The organism is Silvimonas terrae, from assembly GCF_014202765.1.
GTDB classification, from domain to species: Bacteria; Pseudomonadota; Gammaproteobacteria; order Burkholderiales; family Chitinibacteraceae; genus Silvimonas; species Silvimonas terrae.
Genome location: NZ_JACHHN010000011.1, coordinates 76455 through 99710 on the forward strand (window position 1 = coordinate 76455; position 23256 = coordinate 99710).

At 60.0% G+C, this 23256-nt stretch carries 25 protein-coding genes and 1 riboswitch; of the genes, 14 read left to right on the forward strand and 11 right to left on the reverse strand.

What is annotated here, in order from left to right:
- Window positions 1-76: 76 nt before the first annotated feature.
- The 3 genes from HNQ50_RS20455 to HNQ50_RS20465 all read right to left on the reverse strand — a co-directional run bounded on the left by HNQ50_RS20455 (window position 77) and on the right by HNQ50_RS20465 (window position 2228).
- Window positions 77-607 carry a DUF4337 domain-containing protein gene (locus HNQ50_RS20455; RefSeq protein WP_184103084.1) on the reverse strand — a complete coding sequence of 177 codons (531 nt, stop codon included), beginning with the start codon at window positions 605-607 and terminating at the stop codon, window positions 77-79.
- Between the two features lie 666 nt (window positions 608-1273).
- Complete coding sequence (locus tag HNQ50_RS20460; RefSeq protein ID WP_184103085.1) at window positions 1274-1735, reverse strand: c-type cytochrome; 462 nt, start codon at window positions 1733-1735, stop codon at window positions 1274-1276.
- 31 nt (window positions 1736-1766) lie between these two features.
- Window positions 1767-2228, reverse strand: coding sequence for a hypothetical protein (locus tag HNQ50_RS20465; RefSeq protein WP_184103086.1), 462 nt, complete (start codon window positions 2226-2228; stop codon window positions 1767-1769).
- 288 nt (window positions 2229-2516) lie between these two features.
- On the opposite strand from HNQ50_RS20465, the gene HNQ50_RS20470 reads away from it, so the two are divergent.
- From HNQ50_RS20470 to HNQ50_RS20490, 5 genes are all read left to right on the forward strand, one after another.
- Entirely contained in the window at window positions 2517-3071 is a 555-nt protein-coding gene (locus tag HNQ50_RS20470; RefSeq protein ID WP_184103087.1) for a DUF4337 domain-containing protein, read from the forward strand.
- A 70-nt stretch (window positions 3072-3141) separates the two neighbouring features.
- Entirely contained in the window at window positions 3142-4875 is a 1734-nt protein-coding gene (locus HNQ50_RS20475) for an ABC transporter permease (protein WP_246428808.1), read from the forward strand.
- Between the two features lie 80 nt (window positions 4876-4955).
- Window positions 4956-6287 (forward strand): ABC transporter ATP-binding protein, encoded by a 1332-nt coding sequence (locus HNQ50_RS20480; RefSeq protein ID WP_184103088.1) that lies wholly within the window; start codon window positions 4956-4958, stop codon window positions 6285-6287.
- The gene (locus tag HNQ50_RS20485; RefSeq protein WP_221303295.1) at window positions 6288-7457 is read left to right on the forward strand and encodes a cation diffusion facilitator family transporter; all 1170 of its coding nucleotides are present in this window, start codon (window positions 6288-6290) and stop codon (window positions 7455-7457) included.
- An 88-nt stretch (window positions 7458-7545) separates the two neighbouring features.
- A complete protein-coding gene (locus HNQ50_RS20490) occupies window positions 7546-8793 on the forward strand; it encodes a DUF1479 domain-containing protein (RefSeq protein WP_184103089.1) in 1248 nt (415 codons plus the stop codon).
- A gap of 20 nt (window positions 8794-8813) precedes the next feature.
- Here the strand turns inward: HNQ50_RS20490 and HNQ50_RS20495 are convergent, their stop codons facing one another.
- Window positions 8814-9122 carry a (2Fe-2S) ferredoxin domain-containing protein gene (locus HNQ50_RS20495; RefSeq protein WP_184103090.1) on the reverse strand — a complete coding sequence of 103 codons (309 nt, stop codon included), beginning with the start codon at window positions 9120-9122 and terminating at the stop codon, window positions 8814-8816.
- Window positions 9123-9157: 35 nt separating this feature from the next.
- Window positions 9158-10249 (reverse strand): hypothetical protein, encoded by a 1092-nt coding sequence (locus HNQ50_RS20500; protein ID WP_184103091.1) that lies wholly within the window; start codon window positions 10247-10249, stop codon window positions 9158-9160.
- Between the two features lie 231 nt (window positions 10250-10480).
- Here HNQ50_RS20500 and HNQ50_RS20505 point away from each other — a divergent pair, with 231 nt between their 5' ends.
- Window positions 10481-10957, forward strand: a complete 477-nt coding sequence (locus HNQ50_RS20505; RefSeq protein ID WP_184103092.1) for a WbuC family cupin fold metalloprotein — start codon at window positions 10481-10483, stop codon at window positions 10955-10957.
- Window positions 10958-10963: 6 nt separating this feature from the next.
- Here the strand turns inward: HNQ50_RS20505 and HNQ50_RS20510 are convergent, their stop codons facing one another.
- Together HNQ50_RS20510 and HNQ50_RS20515 are read right to left on the reverse strand one after the other, a co-directional pair.
- Window positions 10964-11236, reverse strand: a complete 273-nt coding sequence (locus HNQ50_RS20510; RefSeq protein ID WP_184103093.1) for an acylphosphatase — start codon at window positions 11234-11236, stop codon at window positions 10964-10966.
- 15 nt (window positions 11237-11251) lie between these two features.
- Window positions 11252-11398 (reverse strand): DUF3096 domain-containing protein, encoded by a 147-nt coding sequence (locus HNQ50_RS20515; protein WP_184103094.1) that lies wholly within the window; start codon window positions 11396-11398, stop codon window positions 11252-11254.
- A gap of 173 nt (window positions 11399-11571) precedes the next feature.
- Between HNQ50_RS20515 and HNQ50_RS20520 the strand changes: the two genes are divergently transcribed.
- The 7 genes from HNQ50_RS20520 (at window position 11572) to cobU (ending at window position 18449) form a co-directional block, all read left to right on the forward strand.
- A complete protein-coding gene (locus HNQ50_RS20520; RefSeq protein ID WP_184103095.1) occupies window positions 11572-11904 on the forward strand; it encodes a PadR family transcriptional regulator in 333 nt (110 codons plus the stop codon).
- Window positions 11901-13058, forward strand: a complete 1158-nt coding sequence (locus tag HNQ50_RS20525) for a DUF1700 domain-containing protein (RefSeq protein WP_184103096.1) — start codon at window positions 11901-11903, stop codon at window positions 13056-13058. The genes HNQ50_RS20520 and HNQ50_RS20525 overlap by 4 nt, the downstream gene beginning before the upstream one ends.
- Before the next feature lie 113 nt (window positions 13059-13171).
- Window positions 13172-13379, forward strand: a riboswitch (cobalamin riboswitch).
- A 171-nt stretch (window positions 13380-13550) separates the two neighbouring features.
- Entirely contained in the window at window positions 13551-15413 is a 1863-nt protein-coding gene (locus HNQ50_RS20530) for a TonB-dependent receptor domain-containing protein (RefSeq protein WP_184103097.1), read from the forward strand.
- Window positions 15414-15546: 133 nt separating this feature from the next.
- Window positions 15547-16602, forward strand: a complete 1056-nt coding sequence (gene cobT / locus HNQ50_RS20535; RefSeq protein WP_184103098.1) for a nicotinate-nucleotide--dimethylbenzimidazole phosphoribosyltransferase — start codon at window positions 15547-15549, stop codon at window positions 16600-16602.
- Complete coding sequence (locus HNQ50_RS20540) at window positions 16586-17347, forward strand: adenosylcobinamide-GDP ribazoletransferase (protein ID WP_184103099.1); 762 nt, start codon at window positions 16586-16588, stop codon at window positions 17345-17347. Before cobT ends, HNQ50_RS20540 begins: the two co-directional genes overlap by 17 nt.
- Window positions 17311-17886 (forward strand): histidine phosphatase family protein, encoded by a 576-nt coding sequence (locus tag HNQ50_RS20545; protein ID WP_184103100.1) that lies wholly within the window; start codon window positions 17311-17313, stop codon window positions 17884-17886. Before HNQ50_RS20540 ends, HNQ50_RS20545 begins: the two co-directional genes overlap by 37 nt.
- Window positions 17883-18449 carry a bifunctional adenosylcobinamide kinase/adenosylcobinamide-phosphate guanylyltransferase gene (cobU, locus tag HNQ50_RS20550; protein ID WP_184103101.1) on the forward strand — a complete coding sequence of 189 codons (567 nt, stop codon included), beginning with the start codon at window positions 17883-17885 and terminating at the stop codon, window positions 18447-18449. The genes HNQ50_RS20545 and cobU overlap by 4 nt, the downstream gene beginning before the upstream one ends.
- A 134-nt stretch (window positions 18450-18583) precedes the next feature.
- On the opposite strand, the gene HNQ50_RS20555 is transcribed toward cobU, so the two are convergent.
- Window positions 18584-18748 (reverse strand): hypothetical protein, encoded by a 165-nt coding sequence (locus HNQ50_RS20555; protein WP_184103102.1) that lies wholly within the window; start codon window positions 18746-18748, stop codon window positions 18584-18586.
- 180 nt (window positions 18749-18928) lie between these two features.
- Here HNQ50_RS20555 and HNQ50_RS20560 point away from each other — a divergent pair, with 180 nt between their 5' ends.
- Window positions 18929-19894 carry a LysR family transcriptional regulator gene (locus tag HNQ50_RS20560; RefSeq protein WP_184103103.1) on the forward strand — a complete coding sequence of 322 codons (966 nt, stop codon included), beginning with the start codon at window positions 18929-18931 and terminating at the stop codon, window positions 19892-19894.
- Window positions 19895-20352: 458 nt separating this feature from the next.
- Here the strand turns inward: HNQ50_RS20560 and HNQ50_RS20565 are convergent, their stop codons facing one another.
- The 3 genes from HNQ50_RS20565 to HNQ50_RS20575 form a co-directional block, all read right to left on the reverse strand.
- The gene (locus HNQ50_RS20565; RefSeq protein WP_184103104.1) at window positions 20353-20784 is read right to left on the reverse strand and encodes a CHRD domain-containing protein; all 432 of its coding nucleotides are present in this window, start codon (window positions 20782-20784) and stop codon (window positions 20353-20355) included.
- Window positions 20785-21133: 349 nt separating this feature from the next.
- Window positions 21134-21979: a carbohydrate ABC transporter permease gene (locus HNQ50_RS20570; RefSeq protein WP_184103105.1), complete on the reverse strand. Its 846-nt coding sequence runs from the start codon at window positions 21977-21979 to the stop codon at window positions 21134-21136.
- A complete protein-coding gene (locus HNQ50_RS20575; RefSeq protein WP_184103106.1) occupies window positions 21976-22872 on the reverse strand; it encodes a carbohydrate ABC transporter permease in 897 nt (298 codons plus the stop codon). Before HNQ50_RS20575 ends, HNQ50_RS20570 begins: the two co-directional genes overlap by 4 nt.
- Window positions 22873-23256: the final 384 nt, after the last annotated feature.

A 23256-nucleotide genomic window follows, 5' to 3' on the forward strand; every position in this document is an offset into this window, starting at 1 on the left:
CGGGCAGCCCTGCCTATGCGCAGTGCAGCACGGTGGTGTTTGAAACGACCGCCGTGCGTATCCGGAGTTTGAACGTTCAGAACAGGACGAAGAAACCGTCCAGGAAATACACCACGCCAACCAGGCCGATTGGCAGTGCCGACAGCCATAAGGACTTGCGCTTGAACAAGCCGGCGATGGACGACACCAGAATGGCGACTTGCAGGAAAATCACCGCCAGGCCAAATGGTTTACCGTGGCGCTGGGCCTCGTCCCGCTGGGCTTCCAGTGCCCGGGCGGAAGACTGGATATTGTCTTTTTCCTCGCCGTATTGTTTGACCTTGGCGTCATAGTCCGCAATGCGGGCGGCATAGGCCGCAGCGGCTTTGCTGTCGGCGGGCAAGGTGTCGTGCTGCAACGCCAGGCTATCGCGCTGCAACTGGTACAAATTGAGTTTGACCCCCTTGGCCTGGTAGTAAGCCCATTGATCAGAGGCTTGTGCCTGGCTGATCACGCTGCGGGTGGAGTAACCGCCGCCCTTGAAGGTGGAGAGGGTGGCGCAAACGGCCAGAATCACCGTGGTCAGCGCCAGATAGTTCAGCCATGGGTCTTTCTTTTCTTCGCTCATGCTCGGATCTCGATCGAATCTATGTTCGTTTGGGTTGAACGGGGATTGTTTCGGGGCAGATTCTGGCGAGCGCGCGGGAGTCTGACTGTAACGAGGTGTTGCGGTTGTGGCGCAAATGACAAAGGGGGCTGTGGTGGTCTTTGTCGTTTCATCTGCCCGATGGGTTAAGCAGTAGATCGGGCGACATAGGAAGGGAGTCTGTGGGCGGGTGATGTTTGCGGGCACGGGGTACGGGCCGTGCCACTGCATCGTCATTCCGGCCTTGAGCCGGAATCCAGTTTGGCCGCTGCAGGTGGCCTTTGTTGGCAAGTGCCACTCGTAGCCGGGATGAAGCGATGGCGGGAGTCCGGGGTGGGCGGCCTGGTTCAGATTGCTGAAGGCGTAGGGTGGATTCGGAGCGGTAGCGACAATCCACCGTTGCGGTGTGTTAGCACCTGATGGCGCGGGGTTGAAAAGCATTTGATACCGGCGGTGACCGGAGCACGTCACTTTCTTTGCTTCGCCACCTCGGCGGCCCCCTCCGTCGGTCGGGAGCCTAAGGTCTCCCTCCCTTCTTCGGCGCTGGGCTTTAACCGGGGAGGAAAGTCAACGACAACGACAAGGGCAAAATCAACCCCAACCCCAACCCAACCCCAACGGCAAAAGCTGCTTCAGCGCCATGTGCGCTCAAAACTCCCGAAACGCCTTGTGGCAGGCGGTGCAGCTTTCTTCCATGGCAGAGAACCGGGGCCGGATTTTGTCGGCATCGCCAGTCGCGGCGACGTCCTTGAGCTGCGTGACGTTGTCGCGCAGTTTGTCCTGCGCCGCGTGAAAGTCTTGCGGGTGAGTCCAGATAGCGGCTTTGGCGTCGGTCTTGCTGTGGTCGTTCTGATCAGGCGCTACAAAATACGGCCAGGGTTGGCTGGCCAGTTGCTGCAATTTGTCGGCGTTGGCCGCAAAGGTTTTCGCGTCCCAGGTTTTGGCGCCTTTCAGCATGTCGCGCATGCTCTGGCTGGTACGCAGCATTTCTTTAAAGACCTGTTTGCGCTTATAGACTGGCGAGTTGGGGTCTTCATGCGAGCAGGCGCTCATCAGCAGGATCAGGGCCAGCGCACAAGGCAAAAGACGGGCAGGTTTGAACAGGTTCATGGGCGGGAGCCAGGGGTGATCAATGAGGTAGTCAGAAAGCCGCGCGGCGCTGACGCCACCAACGGCGCCAGGGGCGTAACTGTCGGCGGGTCCAGCGGCGCCAGCGCGCCACAAAAAGGTAACCACGCCGATAAATGCGCACGGTTCGCAACACCGGACGGCAGGCGCGCTCGACCAGCGCGACCGAGCCAAACTCCAGGCTTTTGAGCGTGACATATAACACGCTCGCTGCCAGCCACTGGCCTTTGGCCAGCAGATACACGCAAATCAGGCGGGGCGGGTTGGTCAGGATGACCGGAATGATAAAGCACAACAGGGCCTGAAAGGGGCTGCGCCGGCGTAACCATTGCATGACAGCCATACCCCAGCGCCGCCAGACGGGCCAGGCCAGCAAGATTTCTGCGCCACGGCGTAAATGCAGCCACAACCAGCTTTGCAAGGCCAGGAGGAGTGCGAACGGCAGCACCCACCAGCGACGTTGGTGGGGGCTCATCGGGCACAGCAAAGAAGGGCTTGCATGCCTGCATATTAAACCGGGTCTGCAACCGGGTCTGCACCGGGCAGACTAAAAGAAAACGGTACACAGGCAAGGCCAGGCACCGTTCCAGTGAGATAAAGCCAAGGGGATTGCACTCAGACTAACGCCGGATCAGCCTGGCCCGATGACACGGTGCACAAAAAAAGGGGGATGCACAGAACGATGTCCACCAGAGACCGTGTCTGGCCGTTGTGACGACACGGTGAATATCTGCCGCTCACAATTAAACGGTCTGGAGAACACATGGATCTGGATGTCTCGCTCGAAACCGGAGAGCGCCGGCTTAATCAGTGGGTCGGCCTGACGGTGCTGTTGTTCTCGGTCATGCTGGGCATTGCCAAAATCAAGGATGACAATATTGTGCAGGCCATGCAGCTCTCTAAAATGCAGGCTGTGGATACCTGGAACCAGTATCAGTCCACCAAATTGAAGCTTCATCTTCTTGCAAACACTGATCTGCTACTATCTGCGCTTTTGCCAGAGGCCAAGGGCTCTGCGACCCACGCGCAACTGGCCGGGGAAGCCACGCATTACAATGCCGAATTGCCGCAGCTGAAGGCCAGCGCAGAAAGCCAGGATGCGCTCTACAACAAACTGAACTATCGTGACGACCAGTTTGACCTGGCCGATGCCATGCTGGGTATTGCCATGGCGCTGGCCGGGATCACCGCGTTGACCCGCTTGCGCTGGATGCTGGCGATCAGTGTGGGTTTCGGGGCACTGGGCGCGCTGTTTGTGCTGGCCGGTTTTAATGGCTGGCAGTTGCATCCGGACTGGATTATCAACCTGTTGGGTTGACCGGCCAGCCCGGGGTGACAGATAAAAAGACCGGCTTTGCCATGCCGGATCAAAACAAGGTCGAATAACAATGATGAATCTGAACCGCTTCCAGTACCTGCCACGCCAGGTGGTAGAGACAGGCAATCGCTGGGACTGGGCGCTTCTGCCACTGGTGCTCTCGGCGCTGGTGCTGCTGGGCTATGGCGCTTCACAAATGGCAACGCCTTATCAGGTAGGCCAGCCGCTGCCCATTTCGCTGAATCCGGAATATCTGCCGTATTACCTGCTGCGCACCATCTTGCGCATGTTTATTGCCATGGGCGCGTCGCTGGTCTTTGCTTGCGTGTTTGCGGCGCTGGCGGCCAAGGTGCGGGCGGCAGAGAAAGTGCTGATTCCGCTGCTGGATATCCTCCAGTCCATTCCGATTCTGGGTTTTCTGTCGATTACCGTCACCGGGTTTATCGCCTTGTTCCCCGGCAATTTGCTGGGCGTGGAATGCGCGGCCATTTTTGCGATTTTTACCTCGCAAGCGTGGAATATGGCATTCAGTCTGTATCAGTCGCTCAAAACCGTACCGACAGAACTGCAAGAAGCCGCGCGGGTGTTCCAGATGTCGGGCTGGCACCGCTTCTGGCGTCTTGAATTGCCGTTTGCCATGCCGGGCCTGTTGTGGAACATGATGATGTCCATGTCTGGCGGCTGGTTCTTTGTGGTGGCCTCGGAGGCGATTTCTGTCTCTAACCAGGATATCAAACTGCCGGGCATGGGCTCGTACATCGCGTCAGCCATTCAGGCGCAGAACCTGCACGCCATTGGCTGGGCCATTCTGGCCATGTTGATTGGCATCTTGCTGTATGACCAGTTGTTCTTCCGCCCGCTGCTGGCCTGGGCGGACAAGTTCCGTTTTGAAGAAACCAGCGGTGGCGCGGCGCAAAGTTCCTGGCTCTTGACCTGGTTGCGCCGTACCGATCGCATGCAGGGCTCGGTGCGCTGGTTGCTGGCGCTGATTGATCGCAGCTTCAAGTATTTCCGCAAGAATTACGACGGCACCTCCATCATGGCGCGTTCCTCGGCTTCCAATGCCACGGCCGAGCGCGTGTTTGATGCGGTGATTGCCGCGCTGACGCTGTTTGCCATTTACCGGCTTGGCTATTTCATCCTGAGCGAAGTCGGGCTGGGCGAAGTCGGGCACGTGTTCTTGCTGGGTATCTATACGCTGATCCGCGTCATGATCCTGATCGGCCTGGCCGCGCTCGTGTGGGTGCCGATTGGGGTATGGATCGGCATGAACCCGCGCTGGGCGGATCGCCTGCAAGCCGTGGCACAGTTCCTGGCGGCGTTCCCGGCCAACCTGATGTTCCCGTTGGCGGTGGTGATCATCGTCAAACTGCATCTGCATCCGGATATCTGGCTGTCGCCGCTGATCATTCTGGGCACACAGTGGTACATCCTGTTCAACGTGATTGCCGGCGCGTCCAGTATTCCGACTGAACTGCGCTACGCCGCGCGCAATCTGGGTTTGTCGGGCTGGCTCAAGTGGAAGCGCTACATGCTGCCCGCCGTGTTCCCCAGCTTTGTCACCGGGGCCATTACCGCCAGCGGCGGCTCCTGGAACGCCAGTATCGTGGCCGAATATGTGACTTGGGGTAACACCACGCTGGAAGCGCACGGTCTGGGCAGTTATATCGCCCACATGACGGCCATTGGTGACTTTCCGCGCATTGCGCTGGGCATTGGCGTGATGTGCGTGTTTGTGATGAGCCTGAACCACTTCTTGTGGCGCCGTCTGTACCGTATCGCGGAAGAACGCATGCATTTCTGAGTCTTTGCCAGACGCTGGAAATGAACAACAACATCGCTGCAAAACCCCACGCTGCAAAGGCGGCGTAGAGGAGAAAACAAATGGCAAATGCATTGATTGAACTCAAAGGTGTCGGCAAATCTTTCCGCTCTGCCGACGGCTCGCAACGCGCAGTGCTGGAAGACGTGGATTTCACTTTGCATGAAGGTGAAATTGTCGCGCTGCTGGGCCAGTCTGGCTCGGGCAAGTCCACACTGTTGCGCCTGATGGCGGGGCTGATTTCGGCCGACAAGGGCGATGTGCAATATCGCGGCCAGCCGGTTTACGGCCCGACTCGCGGCGTATCGATGGTGTTCCAGTCCTTTGCGTTGTTTCCGTGGCTGACGGTGCAACAGAACGTGGAACTGGGTCTGGAAGCGCGCGGTGTAGCGCAGGAAGAGCGTGAAAAGCGCGCGGAAGATGCCATTGAACTGATTGGTTTGTCCGGTTTTAACGGTGCGCTCCCGCGTGAGTTGTCCGGCGGCATGCGTCAGCGCGTGGGGATCGCCCGGGCACTGGTCGTGGAGCCCGATATCCTGTTGATGGATGAGGCTTTCTCCGCGCTGGACGTGCTCACCGGCGAACAACTGCGTGACGATATGCTGGAGTTGTGGGAAAGCAAGCAGACGCCCATGAAGGGCATTCTGGTGGTGTCGCACAATATTGAAGAAGCCGTGCTGATGGCTGACCGCGTGCTGATTTTCGCCAGCGATCCGGGCCGGGTGCGTGCCGAGTTGCGGATTTCCTTGCCGCGTCCGCGTAATCCGGAAAGCGTGGAAGTACGCAGCCTGATCGACGAGGTCTACGCCCTGATGACGGCCCGCGCCCGCGCCGGCCGCACGACCGAAGGCGTGCACGAGTTGCCGCTGGCCTACCGTTTGCCGGAAGCCGATGTCAGCCGCATGGAAAGCTTGCTGGAACTCTTGTCCGAGCCGCCATTCAACGGCCGCGCCGACCTCCCGGCGCTCGGCGAAGAAACCGAACTGACCGACGACGAATTGCTGCCGCTGGCCGAAGCGCTGCAACTGCTGGGGCTGGCGCAAGTGGCGCATGGCGATATCGCCATCACGCCGCTGGGTCACCGTTACGTGCAGGCCGAAAACACCATGCGTCAGGAAATCTTTGGGCAGCAACTGCTGACGCATGTGCCGCTGGCTGCGCATATCCGCCACAGCCTGGAGCAGACCGAATCGGGCGAGTTGCCGGAACAGGCTTTCCTCAAACTCCTGCGCGAATCGCTGGATCAGGAAGAAGCCGAACGCGTGCTGCAAGTGGCGATCGAATGGGGCCGTTATGGCGAAGTGTACGAATACGGCTTCCACACCGGCCTGATTGCCTTGCCAGAGCCGGACGATGACGAAGAAGAAAAAACCGAAACGCCGGCGGAGTCCTGATTGCAAAGACCGGATTACCCCGCAGATAGCCCGCGCCTGACCGAGAACACCCGGCAGGCCGTGGCGTCGCGCACGTCCTGGGTCAGTGCCTGGGTCAACATCGTGTTGTCCGCAGGCCAGATTCTGATGGGGGTGTTTGCGCACTCGCAGGGCTTGATTGCGGATGGTTTGCATTCACTGTCTGACCTGATTGCCGACTTTGTGGTGCTGCTGGCCAACAAGCATAGCCACAAGGCCGCTGATGAAGACCATCAATATGGTCATGCCCGGTTTGAAAACGCCGCATCGCTGGCGCTGGGTGTGATCTTGTTGATCGTGGCGGCGGGCATGCTGTGGGGCGCGGTCGGCAAGATCCAGAACCACGAAAACATCGCGCGCGTGCATGCGTCTGCGCTGTGGGTGGCGGTGATTGCCATCGTCGCCAAAGAATCGTTGTTCCGCTACATGCTGCGCGAGGCCAAACGCGTCAACTCCTCCATGCTGATTGCCAACGCCTGGCACGCGCGCTCAGACGCCGCCTCGTCCGTGGTGGTACTGCTGGGTGTGGGCGGCAACCTGGCTGGATTTCCGGTGCTGGACCCGCTGGCGGCACTGATTGTGGCCTTCGTGGTGGGGCGCATGGGCTGGTCTTTCAGTTGGGACGCCCTTAACGACCTGATGGACCGTGCCTTGCCGGAAGAAGACGTGCACAAAATCCAGGAAGCGCTGCGTTCCACGCCGGGCGTGCTGGACGTCCACGATCTGCGTACCCGCAAAATGGGGGATATGGCGTTGGTGGATGCCCACCTGGAAGTCGCGCCACGCATCAGCGTGAGTGAAGGCCATAACGTGGCGGTACGGGCGCGTAGTGCGGTGCTGGCGCATTTTCCGGTGCTGGACGTGCAGATTCATATTGATCCGCGCGAGGCCATCGCCTCGATTGGCCCCGAATTGCCCTCACGCGACCAGGTGCTTGATCTTCTGACTAGTGCGTTGCCCGGGCTTGATCCGCAGCAGTGGGATATCACGCTCCATTACATTGATGGCCGACTCAACGTCGCCATGCAACTGGAACCGGCCGCGCCCGGTGTGGACGATTTTGCCGTGCGCGCTTTTCTGTCAGCGCGACTGGCCGTGCCGGTGGATTTGTCGGTCTGGCGGCGCGAATTGCCCACTGCCACTGAACAATAGGTCAGACCACGCGCAGGATCGGGCAGGATCGTATGCGAATATCATTGGCGCCGGTCTATGCTGAATCTCCAGGACTGGAGACCATCACATGGCCGCACTGCATATCGCCGATCTGCCCGGCGCCATCCGCGAAACCAAACGCCTGTTACGGCAAAACCTGCCGCAATACCGGGATGTCTTCCTGGCGGTAGAAGACGAAATGCGCCAACGCGTGGCGCAGATTGTGGCCGAGCGGGAGCGGGGCGCTGCGGTGATTCCGGAGCTGGCCTTTGCCGATATCGCCGCCGGCACGGTCAGCCCGCAGGTCATTGCGCAAATCAAGGCACGCGGCGCCTGCGTCATTCGCCGCGTATTCAGCCCGGAGCAGGCCACCGCGTGGAATGACGAACTGGCCGGGTATGTCGACCACAATCAGTTTGAAGCGCGCCTGGCGCACCGGGCCGAAGACAAATACTTTGGTGAACTGGCTTCCAGCAAACCGCAGATTTTCGGTATTTACTGGTCGCAACCGCAGGTGGCCGCGCGCCAGTCTGAAGCGCTGACCCAGGCCCGCGTATTCCTGAACCGTTTGTGGCTCACCCACAGTGAGGGCCGCCAGCACTTCGACCCGGATCAAGTGCCGGTGTACGCCGACCGGGTTCGCCGTCGGCCCCCGGGTTCGGCGTCTTTGGGCTTATCGGCGCATTGCGACGGCGGGTCGGTAGAACGCTGGCTGGATCAGGAATTCCGCCAGGTGTACCGCCACGTGTTCAGCGGCCAATGGCGACAGTACGACCCGTTTGATGCGGCCTGGCGCACGCAAGTCAATGAAATTCCATCACCAGCCGTGTGTTCCATGTTCCGCACGTTTCAGGGCTGGACCGCGCTCACCGCGCAAGGGCCGGGGGATGGCACGCTGCAACTGATCCCCATCGCCAATGCGATGGTTTACGTGTTGCTACGTGCCTTGCAAGATGATGTGCCGGAGGACGACTTATGTGGCGCGTTGCCAGGACGGGCTTTATCGCTGACACCACAATGGCATGGCGTACTGCAACCAGCCTTGTCCAGTATTCCGCTGATGCAACCCGGGGACACGGTGTTCTGGCATAGCGACGTGATTCACGCAGTGGAAGATGAACATAAGGGCTCAGGCTGGAGCAACGTGATGTACATTGCCGCCACACCGGGCTGCGCCAAGAACGACGCTTATCTGGCGCGGCAACTACCGGCTTTTCTGGAAGGCAACAGCCCGCCGGATTTCCCGGCGGACCATTTTGAGACTGACTTTGCCGGCCGCGCCACGACGGACAATCTGACCGGTCTCGGGCGCAGGCAACTGGGTATTCCGGGCTGAGCCCGAATACCCTGGTGGCCTCAGATTTTGAGGCGTTCTACCACCTTGCCGTTGGCCAGGTGGGACTCCACGATCTCGTTGATGTCTTCTTCATCAACATAACGGTACCAGGTGCCTTCCGGATAAACCACCAGCACCGGGCCGTCATCACAGCGATCCAGACAGCCCGCCTTGTTGATGCGCACCTTGCCCTGACCATTAAGCTTGAGTGCCTTGACCCGGTCTTTGGCGTAGGCCTGCATATTGGCTGCACCGCAATCATTGCAGGAGGTCTCGCCCGGGCCGCGCTGATTGGTACAGAAGAAAACGTGATATTTGAAATAGCTCATGACGGGATCCTGAGTCCGTGACGCATCTTGATCGATTATTGATGTGCCACCGGCGCAATGTGCGCCGTAACAAAAAAGGGCAGTTCACCCACGCGGTCGGGCTGCACGGTGTCGATGATGCGGACATCGTCTACCTGGCATTCGACCATCAATTGCTGCACAAAATCCACCACTTGTTCGGTGCGATCCAGCGGCGCCAGCGGCCAGACAAAACCTTCCCAGCGCTCGCCGTCTTCCAGTCCGCAGAAGGTGATGCGGACTTCGCCCGGATCATGCGCGGCTACGGTAATTACCGGTGTACGGCCAGCGGTGCGAATACTGCGCAGCGCATTGCTGGTGGCGACCTGCAACTGGGTTTCCAGTTGCGTCACCCGGCCTGCTTCCTGCGCGGCCAGCCAGGTTTGCGGTACGCGCGGAATGGTAAAGAGCGTTACGCCAGTGGTTTGCAACTGCTTGCCCAGTTCCTGCGCTAGCGGCACCCCCCAGGCACCCACCTGGCCGCCCAGCTTGATTGCCGGGGCAGCGTCTTTGTGCTGGATGGCCACGCCAAACAGATAACGCACAAATACGCCTTCATCCTTGAGGGGCACCGGGGCGTCCTGGAATGTCACCGGCAAACCACCGCTGGCGTATTGCAATTGGTCGCGCCAGCGGGCCAGTTGTGCCGGATTCACCTGGGCCAGTTGCTCCGGGTGAGCCAGTTGCGCGGACAGCCAGATATCGGAATCTGTGGCGAAAATGCCATGCTTTTTGAGGAGCTCGCGCACCGCATCCACATCGGATAAACGTCCTGGCAATTGCGCCTGACCTTTGACCCCGGCCACCAGAATCAGCGGGATGGCAAAGGGCACGGCCCACTGTTCGTTGTAAGAATCAGGCTTTTCCACCGTCGCGCGCAGCGTATCCCAAAATATGCTGTAAGCATTATCCGAAGGTGCCTGGGTCAAAGCAGCGTTCAAAGCCGCATGGTCATTGGTTTGCAACAATTCGCGCACCAGTGTTTCCAGGGCTTCTCTTTTGGCCTTGACCGCGTCTGCCTCACGTTCGGTCAACAGCGACATCAGGGCGCGAATGGCCGGATTGGCCGCATTCACGCGCGGGTACATTCTGGGGTCGGGCAGGGTCATGAGGGTATCTGGCAAAAAGTTAAAATTATACGCTGTTGTACGTAACAACTGGGGTTGCAAGATCGTAATTCCAGGCCCTTGAATTGTTTGACAATCCCCAACGATTTCGATAGATTTGAAAGCCTGTTGGGATGCAGCAGCTGCGTCTTGATAGTTTCTCCTTTGTAGATGTTGTTGGTGGACCCGGGGTTGAATGTCCCCGGGTTTTTTTTCGCCTGGAGTTTTTCAATCATGTCCGACGTCCTGTTGATCGACCAGAACATGCTGGGTCAACTTGCCGCAGAAGCTGCATCTGCGCCGCGTTTGCGCAAAAACCGCAACTTCCATCAGTCCAATGAAGACCTCTGCCATCGCATGCTCAACGCCCTGCAACCGGGCACCTATGTCCAGCCGCACCGGCACCTGGACGCGGTCAAGGAAGAAACCATCCTTGTCCTGAGTGGCCGTTTTGGCTGCCTGGTTTTTGACGATAATGGTAAGGTTGTGCAGGCCTGTGAACTCAGCGCGGGTGGCGCGGCGATGGGCATCAACATCAAGCCCGGTACTTTTCACAGTATTGTGGCGCTCGCACCCAACTCCGTGTTTTTTGAGAGTAAACAGGGCCCATACACGCCGATTGCCGAGGCTGAAAAAGCCGCCTGGGCACCTGCAGAAGGGGCGCCGGAGTGTGCGGCTTACCTGACATTCATGCTCAGCCACTTCGCCTGATTGGGGTTAAGCGCGTTCGGTAAAGCCGCTCTGGTTTTCCGGGGTGGTGGCGGTGATATCCAGCCGGGTGACATGTGCATTGGGTGGGCCGTGGCTGGCCCACTCCGTCAATTCGTCGACCGCTTCCTGGGCACCTTCAGCATGAATTTCGACAGTGCCATCATGGCGGTTGCGCACCCAGCCGCTCACGCCCAGCCGCTTGGCCTCAATGCAGGTGGTAAACCGGAATCCCACGCCTTGCACACGACCGTGGACCAGCAAGCGTTTGGCGACCGTCATGGTGGTGTCCCCGGTTCAGTGTAAATGGCCGCCAAACAAACCCAGCACGCCAATTGCGATCAGATAAATCGCCACGATCAGGTTGAGCAGCCGCGGCACGATCAGGATCAGGATGCCGGCAATCAGCGACGCCAGCGGGCCCAGATAAAACTGGATATTCATCAACTTGCTCCTTTGCAGCGTGAATTTTTATTGAAGTGACTATCACCCTGGCAGCAAGTAGCCCTGTTGTAAATCAGCGTGACTGCTATCACCATACTTGTAATGCAAGATACCTTGTCGTATAAAGTAACCACGCAAGCGGCGTCGTTGGCCGCAGGGGGAACAACCAGCCTATGAAGACTCAACTCAAAAAGGGTGCGCTGGACATGTGTGTGCTGGCGGTATTGGCACAGGGGGACAGCTATGCCTGGGCTATCGTCAACCAGCTGGCCACCAGCATGGAAATCAGTGATGGCACCATCTATCCGTTGATGCGGCGCCTGCAGGACGAGAACTGGGTCTCGACCTATCTGGTGGAGTCCAACTCCGGGCCATCCCGAAAATACTACCGTCTGACCGATACAGGGCTAGCCAGCCTGAAGGAAATGCGGCAGGAATGGGATGAGTTCGTGATTGAAGTTGACGGTGTATTAAACGGAAAACATAGCGGGGGAGCGCAGGAATGAACCAGAAGACGTTTTTGCTGCGATTGCGGGCCAGCCTTGGGCACCTGCCGCCCAAAGAGGTCAACGAGATCGTTGGCGATTACGAGGAATTTTTCCGGGATGGCCTGGCAGAAGGCCATAGCGAAGAAGAAATCGCCGCACGCCTGGGTGATCCAGAACGGATTGCCAAAGAATTGAACGCCCGTACCAGCTTGCAGAACTGGGAAGACCGCAAGTCGTTCCGTACCTTGTGGCAAGTGGTGGCAGCCTACGCCGGTCTTGGCGCACTCAACTTTGTACTGGCGATTCCGTTGCTGGTATGGCTGCTGCTGCTCACGGCCGGGTTCATGTTCTCTGGCGCTGTGGTGCTGGCCGGTCTGATCTGCACCATCCTGGGTATCTCGCAGTGGTCCTTTGGCTGGCCGGCGGAAGATGAAGTCAGTGTGGTGCATGCGCATGCCAAGGGTGCGGCCTCTGGCACCGCCCGGATTTCCATCAATGACAATGGGGTGGAGATTGTCGGTAAAGACGCCAAAGCGGTGAAGAACGCCATCGAACAGCACCAGAAGCAGGGTGATTCGGTGGAAATCACCGCCAACAAGGAAACCGGCGAAACCGAAATCAACATCACCGGCGGTGAAGGCAATGTGCATATCAGCACGCGCCACGGCAAAAAGCATGCTGCCAGCGCGGCCGCCAATGCCGACGTTGCGGCGGCAGCGGCGGATGTAGCCGCAGCCCAGGCAGATCTGGACGCCGCCACCGGCGAGGGCGAAAAGGACAGGGCGGCTGGCCGGCTGGAAGCCGCCAAGGCCCGCCAGGAAGCGGCCTCCGCACGTGCCACCGCTGCGGCAATCCGGGGTGAACGGACTGATCCGGCGACGCAGCAGGTCACTACGGAGAACGTGCATATCGTCAAAAACGGCAACAAGGAAGACGTCGATGCCGACGATGACGACAGCGATGGCGAAAAGGTGGTGGAGCGCGTGCTGCATACCAGTGACGCCAGTTCCGGCAAATTGTTGCCGATTGGTCTGGCTTTGCTGGCCTTTGGCGGCATTGTGTTGTTGCTGACCCTGGCCCTGGCCCGCTGGACGGCCCGCACTGTCAGCCGCTTTGTGCGTTATCAGCTCGATTTGCTGGGCGTGGGCAAAGAAGCCGAAAACCGCGCCTGATCGGCGGTCTGGCTCATGGTCTGATCCAAAGCCCCCGGACGATTTGTCCGGGGGCTTTGTTCTATGTCTGCCGTATACATGCTAGCGCTCGCGGGCCTGGGTTGATGCTGTTAGAATCCGGGCCTTCGCAAGGTGCCTGCCTTTAACGGCAGGTGAAACAGGGAATCAGGTGCGTTGTGCGTTCTCGCCCAATCAGTCCTGAGCTGCCCCCGCAACGGTAAGCCGCAATGAATGCGTTCAGACAAGCCACTGACCCGACAGGTCGGGAAGGCGAACGCAGGAGCGGCAAGCCCGGAGACCGGCCTTGCGAAATGCGCACGCAAGGTGCGCATCAAGGCGGAAGGCGCGGGGCGCGTCCGGACGGGAAATCGCCAGCGGCCGTGCCAGCGCCATCCTCCGTATTGAGGGGCGCCGCAGCAGGGCCGTGACGACATCGCGTGTCTTCCACACCATCATTGCACGCCTGCGTGGGGCAGGCTTCAGGAAGGCATCATGTCCAAATCCGGTTTCTGTATGTGGCGGCTGTCGCCGCTTGTTCTGGCCTTGTCCGCCGCTGTGGCGCAGGCCGATAGTGCGGCAGTCCAGCCAACCATGGTGGTCACTGCGACCCGCATTGCCACCAATCCCGATACCTTGTCCAGCGACGTCACCGTGCTGACCGTCAACCAGTTGGCCGCCACCGGGGCGCAATCGTTGGGTGAGGCGCTGGCGGCGGTGCCCGGCGTGCAGTTCTCCCGCGCGGGCGGCTTTGGCCAGCCGGCCAGTTTGTATATCCGTGGCGCCAACGCCAACCAGACCCTGGTGTTGGTGGATGGCCAGCGTATGGGCACGGCCACCAGCGGTGGCACCAACTTTGACTTGATCCCGATTTCTGCCATTGATCATGTTGAAATCCTGCGTGGTCCGGCATCCAGCCTGTATGGTTCTGACGCGGTTGGCGGCGTGGTACAGATTTTTACCAAGCGCGGGCAGGGCGCGCCGCATGTCTGGGCCAATACGGAGTACGGCACGGACAGCACCTGGAGCGTGGCCACCGGTTTATCGGCCGCAGCGGACGATACCCGTGTCGCCGTGGGCTTTAGCCACAAGGAAAGCGACGGTTTCAATCTGACCAAGCCGGCCAATACCTTCTATTACGAGCCGGACCGCGACGGTTATCACCAGACCTCCGCCAACTTTGATCTCTCCCACTTCTTTGGTGACGCCAATGAACTGGGTATTCGCGGCCTGTATGTGCAAAGCGACGCCGCGTATGACTCGGGCGGGTTCCCGGCCAATCCATGGTCGCGAGAAACGCAAAGCAATATCGCCGTCTACAGTCGCAACCAGTTCACCGACGCCTGGCAAAGCACACTGACGGTCGGCATGGCGCAAGACCAGTCGCACGCGGATTCCTGGGATTACACCAACTTTGTGCCCTACACCAGCCGCTTTGATACGCGCCAGAAGCAGGTGAACTGGGAAAACCGCATCAGCAGCAGCTACGGCAAATGGCTGCTGGCCGCCGAGTATGTAGACGAAACCGTGACCAGCACGGCTGACTATGATGTGGATGGCCGTATCACCAAAGCGGCCATTGGCGGCTGGCAAGATGACTTTGGTGCTAGCCACCTGCAAGCCAATGTGCGGCTGGAAGACAACTCGCAATACGGTCACCAGACTACCGGCAACATCGGCTATGCCTACCACTTTGATCAGGCCTGGCAGTTCACCGCCAATGCCGGCACCAGCTTTCACGCGCCCACCTTCAACGATCTGTATTTTGATTGTGGCTATGTCTGCGCCAACCCCAATCTGAAGGCAGAAAAAGGCCGTTCGTTTGACGCCGGCCTGCGTTGGGACACTCATGGCTGGAACACCACGCTGGTGGGCTTTGAAAACCGCATCCGCGATCTGATCGTGCTGGATGCCAATAACAACTACATTCCGGAAAACCTGAGCGAAGGCAAGATTGTCGGCGGCACGCTCTCCACGCAAGGCAAGCTGGGTACGCTGGACGTGGCGGCCAGCGTCACCCGCCAGAATCCGTTTGATCAGAACGCCGGTTTGTTGTTGCCACGTCGCGCCAAACTGTTTGGCAGCGCCTCCGTCGGGCAAACATCCGGCGTGTGGCACTGGGTGGCCGATGCACAAGGCGCGGGGCAGCGCTTTGATGATGCCGCCAATTCAGATGCCAACGAAATGGGCGGTTATGTGATCTACGGCCTGGGTCTGGATTACGCCTTGGGCAAAAACTGGAAAGCCGGTGTCCGCGTTAACAACGTGTTCGACCGTGCCTATGAACTGGTGAAGAACTACAACACGCAGGGCCGCGCGTACTTTGTAAACCTGTCGTATGACGGTGCGGGCTTTTAAGCGTTAACGGTGTAAATGTAAAAAGCCTGTACCTGCGGCCTGGCATGATGCCGGGCCGCTGCTTTGCCGGGTGGTGCGCTATGCTGAGGTAAACCCCGGTTTTCTCTGGCCACGAACAACGACAAAAATGACCATGAAACAACTTTTCCCCCCATTTGAGATTCCTGCGCTCGATACCCGGCTTGCCGCGCAATTGCAGCACCGTTTTGATCGCAAAACCAAGCCGCTGGGCAGCCTGGGGCAACTGGAAACGCTGGCCGTACAACTGGGTGCAATCCAGCAACGGCTTGACCCCCAGATCGTTAAACCGGCCATGCTGGTGTTCGCTGCCGATCACGGTCTGGCACGCGCCGGGGTTAGCCCGTTTCCGGCGGAAGTTACGCCGCAGATGGTGCTCAATTTTCTGGCTGGTGGCGCCGCCATCAGCGTGCTGTGCCACAGCAACCAGATGACGCTCAAGGTGATCAACGCCGGTGTGAACGCAGACTTTGCGCCGCATCCGCTGTTGATTGACCGCCCCGTCGCCAAGGGCACGGCCAACAGCCTGGAAGCGCCGGCCATGACGCCGGAGCAAGTCCGTCAAGCCATTGAAACCGGCGCGCAAATTGTGCATGAACTGGCAGACGATGGCGTCACGCTGATCGGGCTGGGCGAAATGGGGATTGGCAACACCTCTGCCGCCGCCTTGTTGATGGCGCGCCTGACGGGCGAGAGCGTGGCTGCCTGTGCCGGCCGTGGCACCGGCCTGGACGATGCTGGCCTGGCGCGCAAGGTCGCCATTCTGGAACAAGTGCTGGCACGCCACCCGGATGCCATCGCGCCGCTGGATGCGCTGGCTGCACTGGGTGGCCTGGAAATCGCCATGCTGGTCGGCGCTGTGCTGGCCGCTGCCAGCCGCCGGGTTGCCATCCTGGTGGATGGGTTCATTGTGACTTCCGCGGTACTGGTCGCCAGCAAACTGGCACCGGGCGTGCTGGGTTACTGCGTGTTCAGTCATTGCTCCGGTGAACAAGGCCACCGTCTGTTGTTACTGCATCTGGGCGCCAGCCGCCCGCTGCTGGATCTGGGCTTGCGCCTGGGCGAGGGCAGTGGTGCGGCGCTGGCCTTGCCGCTGGTGCGCGCGGCGGTCGATCTGTTGAACCGCATGGCGTCGTTTGACGAGGCAGGTGTGAGTGAACGCAGCGAATAATCCGCTCCGCCACTTTTTCTGCGCGCTGGGTTATTTCACCCGGATACCCATCCCGGCCTGGGTCGGCTATCTGCCAGATGACCTGGACCGCGCCGCGCGGTACTTTCCGCTGGTGGGGGTGCTGATCGGCCTCATCGGGGCAGGGGTTTTCTGGCTAGCGCACTGGGTTTTGCCGCTGCGGGTGGCGCTGGCGCTCAGCATGGCCAGCACCATCTGGCTTACCGGCGCGTTTCATGAAGACGGTCTGGCCGATGCGGTGGATGGCTTTGGCGGGGGCTACACGCGTGAGCGCATGCTGGAGATCATGCATGACTCCCGCATTGGCAGCTTTGGTGCCATTGCGCTGATTGTCGGTCTGCTGCTCAAGCTGGAAACCCTGGCGGCCTTACCGGTCATGCAGATTGCGCTCGCACTGGTGGCTGCACATGGCTTTAGCCGGTTGGTCGCGGTGAGCCTGCTGGGCACGCTGGATTATGTGCGAGCCGCCGGCAAAGCCAGGCCAGTGGCGATGCGGCTCAATGGTAGCGGCTTGTTGCTGGCCGTATTGTTTGGCGGGTTGCCCTTGTTGTTGTTACCTCCACTGTGGATCGGCGCGGCAGTGCTGGCTGGCCTGGTCGTCCGTTTTGCGGTAGCGCGTTATCTGACCCGAACCCTGGGCGGCTATACCGGTGACACGCTGGGTATGACGCAACAACTGGCTGAGCTGGCGTGTTATCTGGTGTGGTGCGCGTGCGCATTGCGCTGATTCGCCATTTTCCGGTCAAGGACGCGGCAGGTCTGTGTTATGGCCAGCTTGATCTGCCGCTGGCGCACGCCACGCGTGTAGCAGACATTCAGCCCTTGCGTATGGCGTTACCTGGGGCGGTGCGGGTGTACAGCAGCCCCTTGTCCCGCTGCTGGCAACTGGCACAACTGCTGGACCTCGCCGCGCAGGCGGATGACCGTCTGCAAGAACTGGATTTTGGTCGCTGGGAAGGTCGGCGCTGGGATGAAATAGGTGCAATGGCGCTGGATGAATGGATCGCCTCAGGCTACGCGGCCACGCACGGTGGCGAAGGTTTGACCGATCTGCAAGAGCGGGTGTGGCAATGGGCCGATGAACTGGCCGCAGCCGGCCAGCCAGAAGCAATTGCTATCACGCATGCCGGGGTGATTCGCGCCTTGTGGTCGCGCACGCGTGCCTGGGATGCCTGTCTGGCCCAGCCCGTGCCCTATGGCGAAATACAATGGCTGGACTGGCCCGGCACGGGTCAACCCGGCGGACCAACAACGGACTACCCATGACAACAACCCTGCTCTTGGGCGGCGCACGCTCCGGCAAAAGCGCCTTGGCAGAACGGCTGGCCCAGGCCAGTGGGCAAGCCGTGACCGTGCTGGTGACGGCCACGGCCACAGATGCAGAAATGGCGGCCCGCATTGCGCATCATCAGCAACAACGGCCGGCCCATTGGCACACGCATGAAGTCGCGGCGACGCTGCCGCAGGCCATCGCCCGCCACTGCCTCGCCGGGCAAACCGTGATTGTGGATTGTCTGACGCTGTGGCTCTCCCACGCCTTGTTTGCTGAGGATGCGAGCTGGGTCGAGGCCGCTGCGCCAGTGCTGCCGGAATCCTGGCAGACGGCGCGTCAGCAACTGCTGGATGCCGTCGCGCAGGCCCAGGGGCAATTGCTGCTGATCAGCAACGAAATTGGCCTGGGTGTTGTCCCCATGGGGGCAGGAACGCGGGTGTTTGTCGATGAAGCGGGGCGCCTGCATCAGGCGCTGGCCGGCGTGTGCGATAACGTGATCTGGGTTGCGGCGGGTTTGCCGCTGGCCATGAAAGGCCAGATACCCCCTGGCCGGTGACGGCGCGTGGGTGCCAGGCAAAACAAAAGGCCGCAAACGCGGCCTTTTGGGGCGATCAGAGAGGAGGGCTGACCGCCCTGACGACCTGTAACGCCGGGGTCACGGCAAAACAGGCGTCACTCAGTGACCGGGGCTTATTGCAGGCCCGGCTTGAGTCCTGTCAGGGTGCTCACAGTATGGTCGGGCGAACCGGCAGTATGCACGCTGGCAAATTGCGCCAGTCCGTCTGCGGTATGTGCCGCACCGACCACACCCGCCAGCGCGAGGGCGACAAAGGTGATATTGGCGAGCTTTTCCATGATGTGTTCTCCAGAGTAGTGCGTTTTTTTGTGCCATCTATGCTTGTGGCATCCATGAACGACATCATATTCAACGGCTCAGGCCGGATAAACAGCAAAAACGTAGATTGATTGTTTCCCGTGGGTTAACAATAACGAACGCAAGCGAGTGGTTTATCAGGGGCGGTGCAAGGGAGGAATATGGATACACTGATGAGCATGAAAGTGTTCTGCCAGGTGGCCTCACTGGGCAGTTTTGTGGCGGCGGCAGAGCGCAGTGGCTTGTCCACGGCCATGGTCAGCAAACACATCAAACATCTGGAAAGCCGGCTGGGTGTGCGTTTGCTCAACCGGACCACACGCAGCCTGAGCCTGACCGGCCCGGGGGCCATGTACTTTGAGCGCTGCCAGCATGCCATCAGCGATCTGGAAGATGCCGAATCCCTGTTGAGCCAGAGCGCCGTCAATCCGCGTGGCACGCTTAAAATCAGCGCGCCGGCCGTGTTCAGCGTGAATTACCTGGCACCGGTGCTGGCTGATTACTACGCGCGCTATCCGCAAATGCGGATCGATCTGGACCTTTCTGACCGGGTGATTGATCTGGTGGAAGAGGGCTTTGACATGGCGGTGCGCATCTCCGCATCGCCTCATCCGTCGTTGGTGGCGCGGCGACTGGCGCAGATCAACCTTTTATTTGTCGCTTCCCCCGCGTACCTGGCCAAGCACGGTGTGCCGCGTGACGCCTCTGAACTGGTCGATCATCAGTGCATTACCTACACCTACACCAATAATGGCGCGGCTTGGGTGTTTGACGGCCCGGACGGCAAATTCTCCGTCAGCATCAACCCGCGCCTGCGGGTGAACAATGGCGAGATGGCCGTGCGCGCGGCCCTGCAAGGGCTGGGTATTACGGTGCAGCCAACCATTCTGATCCAGGAGCATATCCACGCCGGCCGGCTGGTGCCAATTCTGCTGGACTACCCGCGTCCGCCGGTATCGGTATTTGCGGTTTATCCCAGCCGGACGTTTATCTCTGCCAAGTTGCGGACGTTTATTGATGTGCTGGTGGAGCACTTTGGCGATACGGCCCCGTGGGAAGATGAATCGCTGAAGGCCTATATCAAGTCCAAGACCAAGCCACGGCAGTTGGTGACGGAGAGTCGGTAGGGCGCTCGTCGTGCTGCGTGGGAAGCCCGTAACGGGCGCATCGTATTGCCGGCTGGTTGATCCCGTTTCGTCATTCCCGACCTGGGTGGCCCCCTGGCGCCGGAATCCAGTCTGGTCACCGCAAGTGGCCTTTGTTGGCGGGTGCCACTTTGTAGCCCGGATGAAGCCGGAGGCGGGAATCCGGGGTGGCTGGCCTGGTTCATATTGCTGTGGTTTTTAGCGCCTGACGGCGCGGGCTCGAAAAGCATTTGATACCCGGGGTGCCGGGTCCGCCCTGGTTTCTTTGCTTCGCCACCTCGGCGGGGCGGGAATCCAGTTGCAATGTTGGCAAAGATGGGATGTTCCCGGTCAACCGGCCCCTCGTTCCTGCGAACTCCGAGGAACGGCCATCCAACGAATCACGCATTAAAAAACGGCCCACATCGGGGGCCGTTTTTTATTGGCGGTCGCAGTGCCGCTTACTTGCTCAGTTCCTGCAATTGCCCCCGAATCTCGCCACCCGGGTTGGCGGCGGTGTGGATATTGAAATACCACTGGCCGGCTTGCAGGTCCTTGGCTTGTTCGTCGGTCAGGGTGGCACTGCCTTCAATGGGGCTCAATAGCGCGCCTTTGACCGGCACGGCGACACCCGCATTGACCCCCGCTGCGGCCGGGCCGTGAAAGTGGGCGGCGGTGGCCGGGCCGGTGAGGCCGCTGTAATTGACGGTGTAGTTAATGGCTTTGGTGTCGGTGTCGTATTCCACCTGCACAATGCCGGTACCATCGCTTTCTTTGGGCGGTACTTCGCTGGCGGCATTCAGGGTGGCGCTGTACGTCATTTTGGCGGCCAGTGCGGCAGATACATTCAGTGCCAGCACGCTGGCCAGCAGGATAAGGGCGGGACGGCGCATGAGAGGTCTCCTGGTCAGTGCTCAATTCGGGGTCAGGTCTGTTGCCTGTGGCCTTGGGTAAGCGCTGAACAAGTCCACGCCGGCTTATCCGGGCTTGCTTCAGGCGATCTGCCACGTTGTAAATCCTCGCCGTAGTCCAGCTACGGCAGCGGTTTACCCCATGTGGGCACCCCCATGAAGCCACTTGAGCTTCTAGTGGCCGTGGTAGCGGGGTACGCCTTGCAGCTCCTCCTGAATCAGATCCGGCTGAACCCTGGCAGGACGTGTTCAGAGCTTCCTTAGCATAGTCCGCTTTTTCTGGCTGCCAACCCGGCGTTACGCTGACTTGTCTGTCAGGCGGCAGGCCGACTTAACGTGCCTGATGACCAGGGACAAGGGTGCTGGACAGAAAATAGCGCTGTGTCGCCGCAAAGCCCGCCAGAACGGGGATGACCGATACCGTGATCGCGGCCATCAACAGGCTGGTGGAGGTTGAAAAATGCCCGGTCAGGTCATGAAAAATGCCCACCGCCAGTGGCACTTTATCCTGACTGTTCAGGATGACTTGCGGCCACAGATAGTCATTCCACGCCGCCACAAAGGTCAGGGTTGCCAGCGCGCCGGCCATCGGCATGGCTAGCGGCAGGGCAATGCGCCAGAGCAACTGCCATTCGCTGGCGCCGTCCACCCGTGCGGCATCCAGCGTCTCTTTGGGCAGTTCGGCAAAGGCTTGCCGCATCATGAACGCCCCCAGTGCGCTGGCAATATTGGGCACGATGGTGCCGGTCCAGGTGTCCAGCAACCCCAGATGAATGCAGGTCAGGAAGTTGGGGATGATCATGGTTTCCGTCGGCAACATCATGGTCAGGATGATCAGCGCAAACAGTGTGCGCCGGCCCGGAAAATCAATCTGCGCCAGGGCAAAACCGCAGGGGATGGCCAGCAACAGCACGCCGGCCGTGGTTAATGTGGCAATCCAGAGTGAGTTGCGCAGATAAATCAGCAGCGGGATTTCATGAAATACCCGGACCACCCATGCCAGGCTCAGGTCGTGCGGGATCAGCGCCTGCGGGAACAGCCACATGGCCGAGGTATCTGCCGACAATGCCACAGAGCCCGCCCACACAAACGGGAAGATGGCGAAAACCGTAAACAGGGCAATACCGGTGTGGCGGCCGGCGATCAGTAACAGCGGGGCGGGGCGCACCGGGTTCATGCTTCACCGCCGTTGCGCAAGCGGCCGTGTTCACCCAGCAAGCTGAACTGGAATACCGCCAGCAACAGGCAGATCACCGTGACAATCAGCCCGGCCGCAGCGGCGTAACCAAACTGATGGCCGTAGAACGCGGCGTTCCATACATACAGCAAGGCGGTCGTGGTGTCCGCACTGCCGCGGGTGAGATAAAGCGGCTCTTGCATGGCCTTGAGGGCGTAAATGGTGGCCAGCAGGGTACACAGCAAAATCACGGGTTGTAGCGCCGGCAAGGTGACGTGGCGCAGACGTTCCAGCCGGTTGGCACCATCCAGAATGGCTGCTTCATGCTGTTCGCGCGGGACGCTTTGCAAGCCGGCCAGATAGAGCACCATGTAAAACCCCAGGTTTTTCCAGAACGCAAACAGAATGACCGGATACAGCGCCAGGTTTTCCCGGCTGAACCACAGGGGCGGGCTGTTGGGCGAGATGATCCCGAATGTCGCCAGAAAACTGTTCACCAGCCCGTCCGCCGCAAACGCCTGCCGCCACACCACTGCGGCAATCGACATGGCAATGATCACCGGCACGTAACACAGCGCCCGGATCAAGCCGGCAGCGGGGAACGGGCGGTGCAGCAGCAAGGCCAGACCCAGGCCACCCACCTGCAGCATGGGCACCAGGACCAGAAAAATGAGGGAGTTCTTGAGCGCCGGGCCGAACTCACGCTCGGGCCAGGTCAGCATCACAAAATTGGCAAATCCGTTCCATTGGGTGTGGCCCGTTTGCAGAAAATAGTCATGCAACGCCAGCCAGGCGTTATAGCCCAGCGGCCACAGGGTGAACACCGCGAACACTACACAAAACGGTGCCACAAACAGCCAGCCCGTTGCGGGCCGTACGCCAGGTAGCGCCATGCTGACATCCTCTGGTTACTGCGGCCGGTCTGTTGCCGGCGCGTCGGTGATCATCTTATGTGATTTGGTGGCGGGGGCTGTTTGCCGGGGTTGCTGTGTTGCCATTGGCATGGCGGCAAATGGATGCTGATGCGGCATGCTGGCGGGGTGCAAGTTGTTGGGGGCAGATGCCACGCCGTAGCCCGGATGGCGCCGCAGGCGAGAATCCGGGGTGGCGATGTTTGAAAGTGCGGGCTGTTGGCCTTGCTGCGGACTCGTCATTCCCGACCTTGGCGGGAAGCCAGTCTGGAGCCGGAACGGCTCCGTTCTCTGGCGAGAACCAGGTTATTAGCGCCTGGCGGCGCGGGTTTGAAAGGTATTTGATACCCGCGGTGGCGGGAGCAC

What these genes read in the sequence shown, in the direction of transcription:
- HNQ50_RS20455 (WP_184103084.1), bottom strand. Translation starts at nt 607, where the DNA reads ATGAGCGAAGAAAAGAAAGACCCATGGCTGAACTATCTGGCGCTGACC.
- HNQ50_RS20460 (WP_184103085.1), bottom strand. Translation starts at nt 1,735, where the DNA reads ATGAACCTGTTCAAACCTGCCCGTCTTTTGCCTTGTGCGCTGGCCCTG.
- HNQ50_RS20465 (WP_184103086.1), bottom strand. Translation starts at nt 2,228, where the DNA reads ATGAGCCCCCACCAACGTCGCTGGTGGGTGCTGCCGTTCGCACTCCTC.
- HNQ50_RS20470 (WP_184103087.1), top strand. Translation starts at nt 2,517, where the DNA reads ATGGATCTGGATGTCTCGCTCGAAACCGGAGAGCGCCGGCTTAATCAG.
- HNQ50_RS20475 (WP_246428808.1), top strand. Translation starts at nt 3,142, where the DNA reads ATGATGAATCTGAACCGCTTCCAGTACCTGCCACGCCAGGTGGTAGAG.
- HNQ50_RS20480 (WP_184103088.1), top strand. Translation starts at nt 4,956, where the DNA reads ATGGCAAATGCATTGATTGAACTCAAAGGTGTCGGCAAATCTTTCCGC.
- HNQ50_RS20490 (WP_184103089.1), top strand. Translation starts at nt 7,546, where the DNA reads ATGGCCGCACTGCATATCGCCGATCTGCCCGGCGCCATCCGCGAAACC.
- HNQ50_RS20495 (WP_184103090.1), bottom strand. Translation starts at nt 9,122, where the DNA reads ATGAGCTATTTCAAATATCACGTTTTCTTCTGTACCAATCAGCGCGGC.
- HNQ50_RS20500 (WP_184103091.1), bottom strand. Translation starts at nt 10,249, where the DNA reads ATGACCCTGCCCGACCCCAGAATGTACCCGCGCGTGAATGCGGCCAAT.
- HNQ50_RS20505 (WP_184103092.1), top strand. Translation starts at nt 10,481, where the DNA reads ATGTCCGACGTCCTGTTGATCGACCAGAACATGCTGGGTCAACTTGCC.
- HNQ50_RS20510 (WP_184103093.1), bottom strand. Translation starts at nt 11,236, where the DNA reads ATGACGGTCGCCAAACGCTTGCTGGTCCACGGTCGTGTGCAAGGCGTG.
- HNQ50_RS20515 (WP_184103094.1), bottom strand. Translation starts at nt 11,398, where the DNA reads ATGAATATCCAGTTTTATCTGGGCCCGCTGGCGTCGCTGATTGCCGGC.
- HNQ50_RS20520 (WP_184103095.1), top strand. Translation starts at nt 11,572, where the DNA reads ATGAAGACTCAACTCAAAAAGGGTGCGCTGGACATGTGTGTGCTGGCG.
- HNQ50_RS20525 (WP_184103096.1), top strand. Translation starts at nt 11,901, where the DNA reads ATGAACCAGAAGACGTTTTTGCTGCGATTGCGGGCCAGCCTTGGGCAC.
- HNQ50_RS20530 (WP_184103097.1), top strand. Translation starts at nt 13,551, where the DNA reads ATGTCCAAATCCGGTTTCTGTATGTGGCGGCTGTCGCCGCTTGTTCTG.
- cobT (WP_184103098.1), top strand. Translation starts at nt 15,547, where the DNA reads ATGAAACAACTTTTCCCCCCATTTGAGATTCCTGCGCTCGATACCCGG.
- cobU (WP_184103101.1), top strand. Translation starts at nt 17,883, where the DNA reads ATGACAACAACCCTGCTCTTGGGCGGCGCACGCTCCGGCAAAAGCGCC.
- HNQ50_RS20555 (WP_184103102.1), bottom strand. Translation starts at nt 18,748, where the DNA reads ATGGAAAAGCTCGCCAATATCACCTTTGTCGCCCTCGCGCTGGCGGGT.
- HNQ50_RS20560 (WP_184103103.1), top strand. Translation starts at nt 18,929, where the DNA reads ATGGATACACTGATGAGCATGAAAGTGTTCTGCCAGGTGGCCTCACTG.
- HNQ50_RS20565 (WP_184103104.1), bottom strand. Translation starts at nt 20,784, where the DNA reads ATGCGCCGTCCCGCCCTTATCCTGCTGGCCAGCGTGCTGGCACTGAAT.
- HNQ50_RS20570 (WP_184103105.1), bottom strand. Translation starts at nt 21,979, where the DNA reads ATGAACCCGGTGCGCCCCGCCCCGCTGTTACTGATCGCCGGCCGCCAC.
- HNQ50_RS20575 (WP_184103106.1), bottom strand. Translation starts at nt 22,872, where the DNA reads ATGGCGCTACCTGGCGTACGGCCCGCAACGGGCTGGCTGTTTGTGGCA.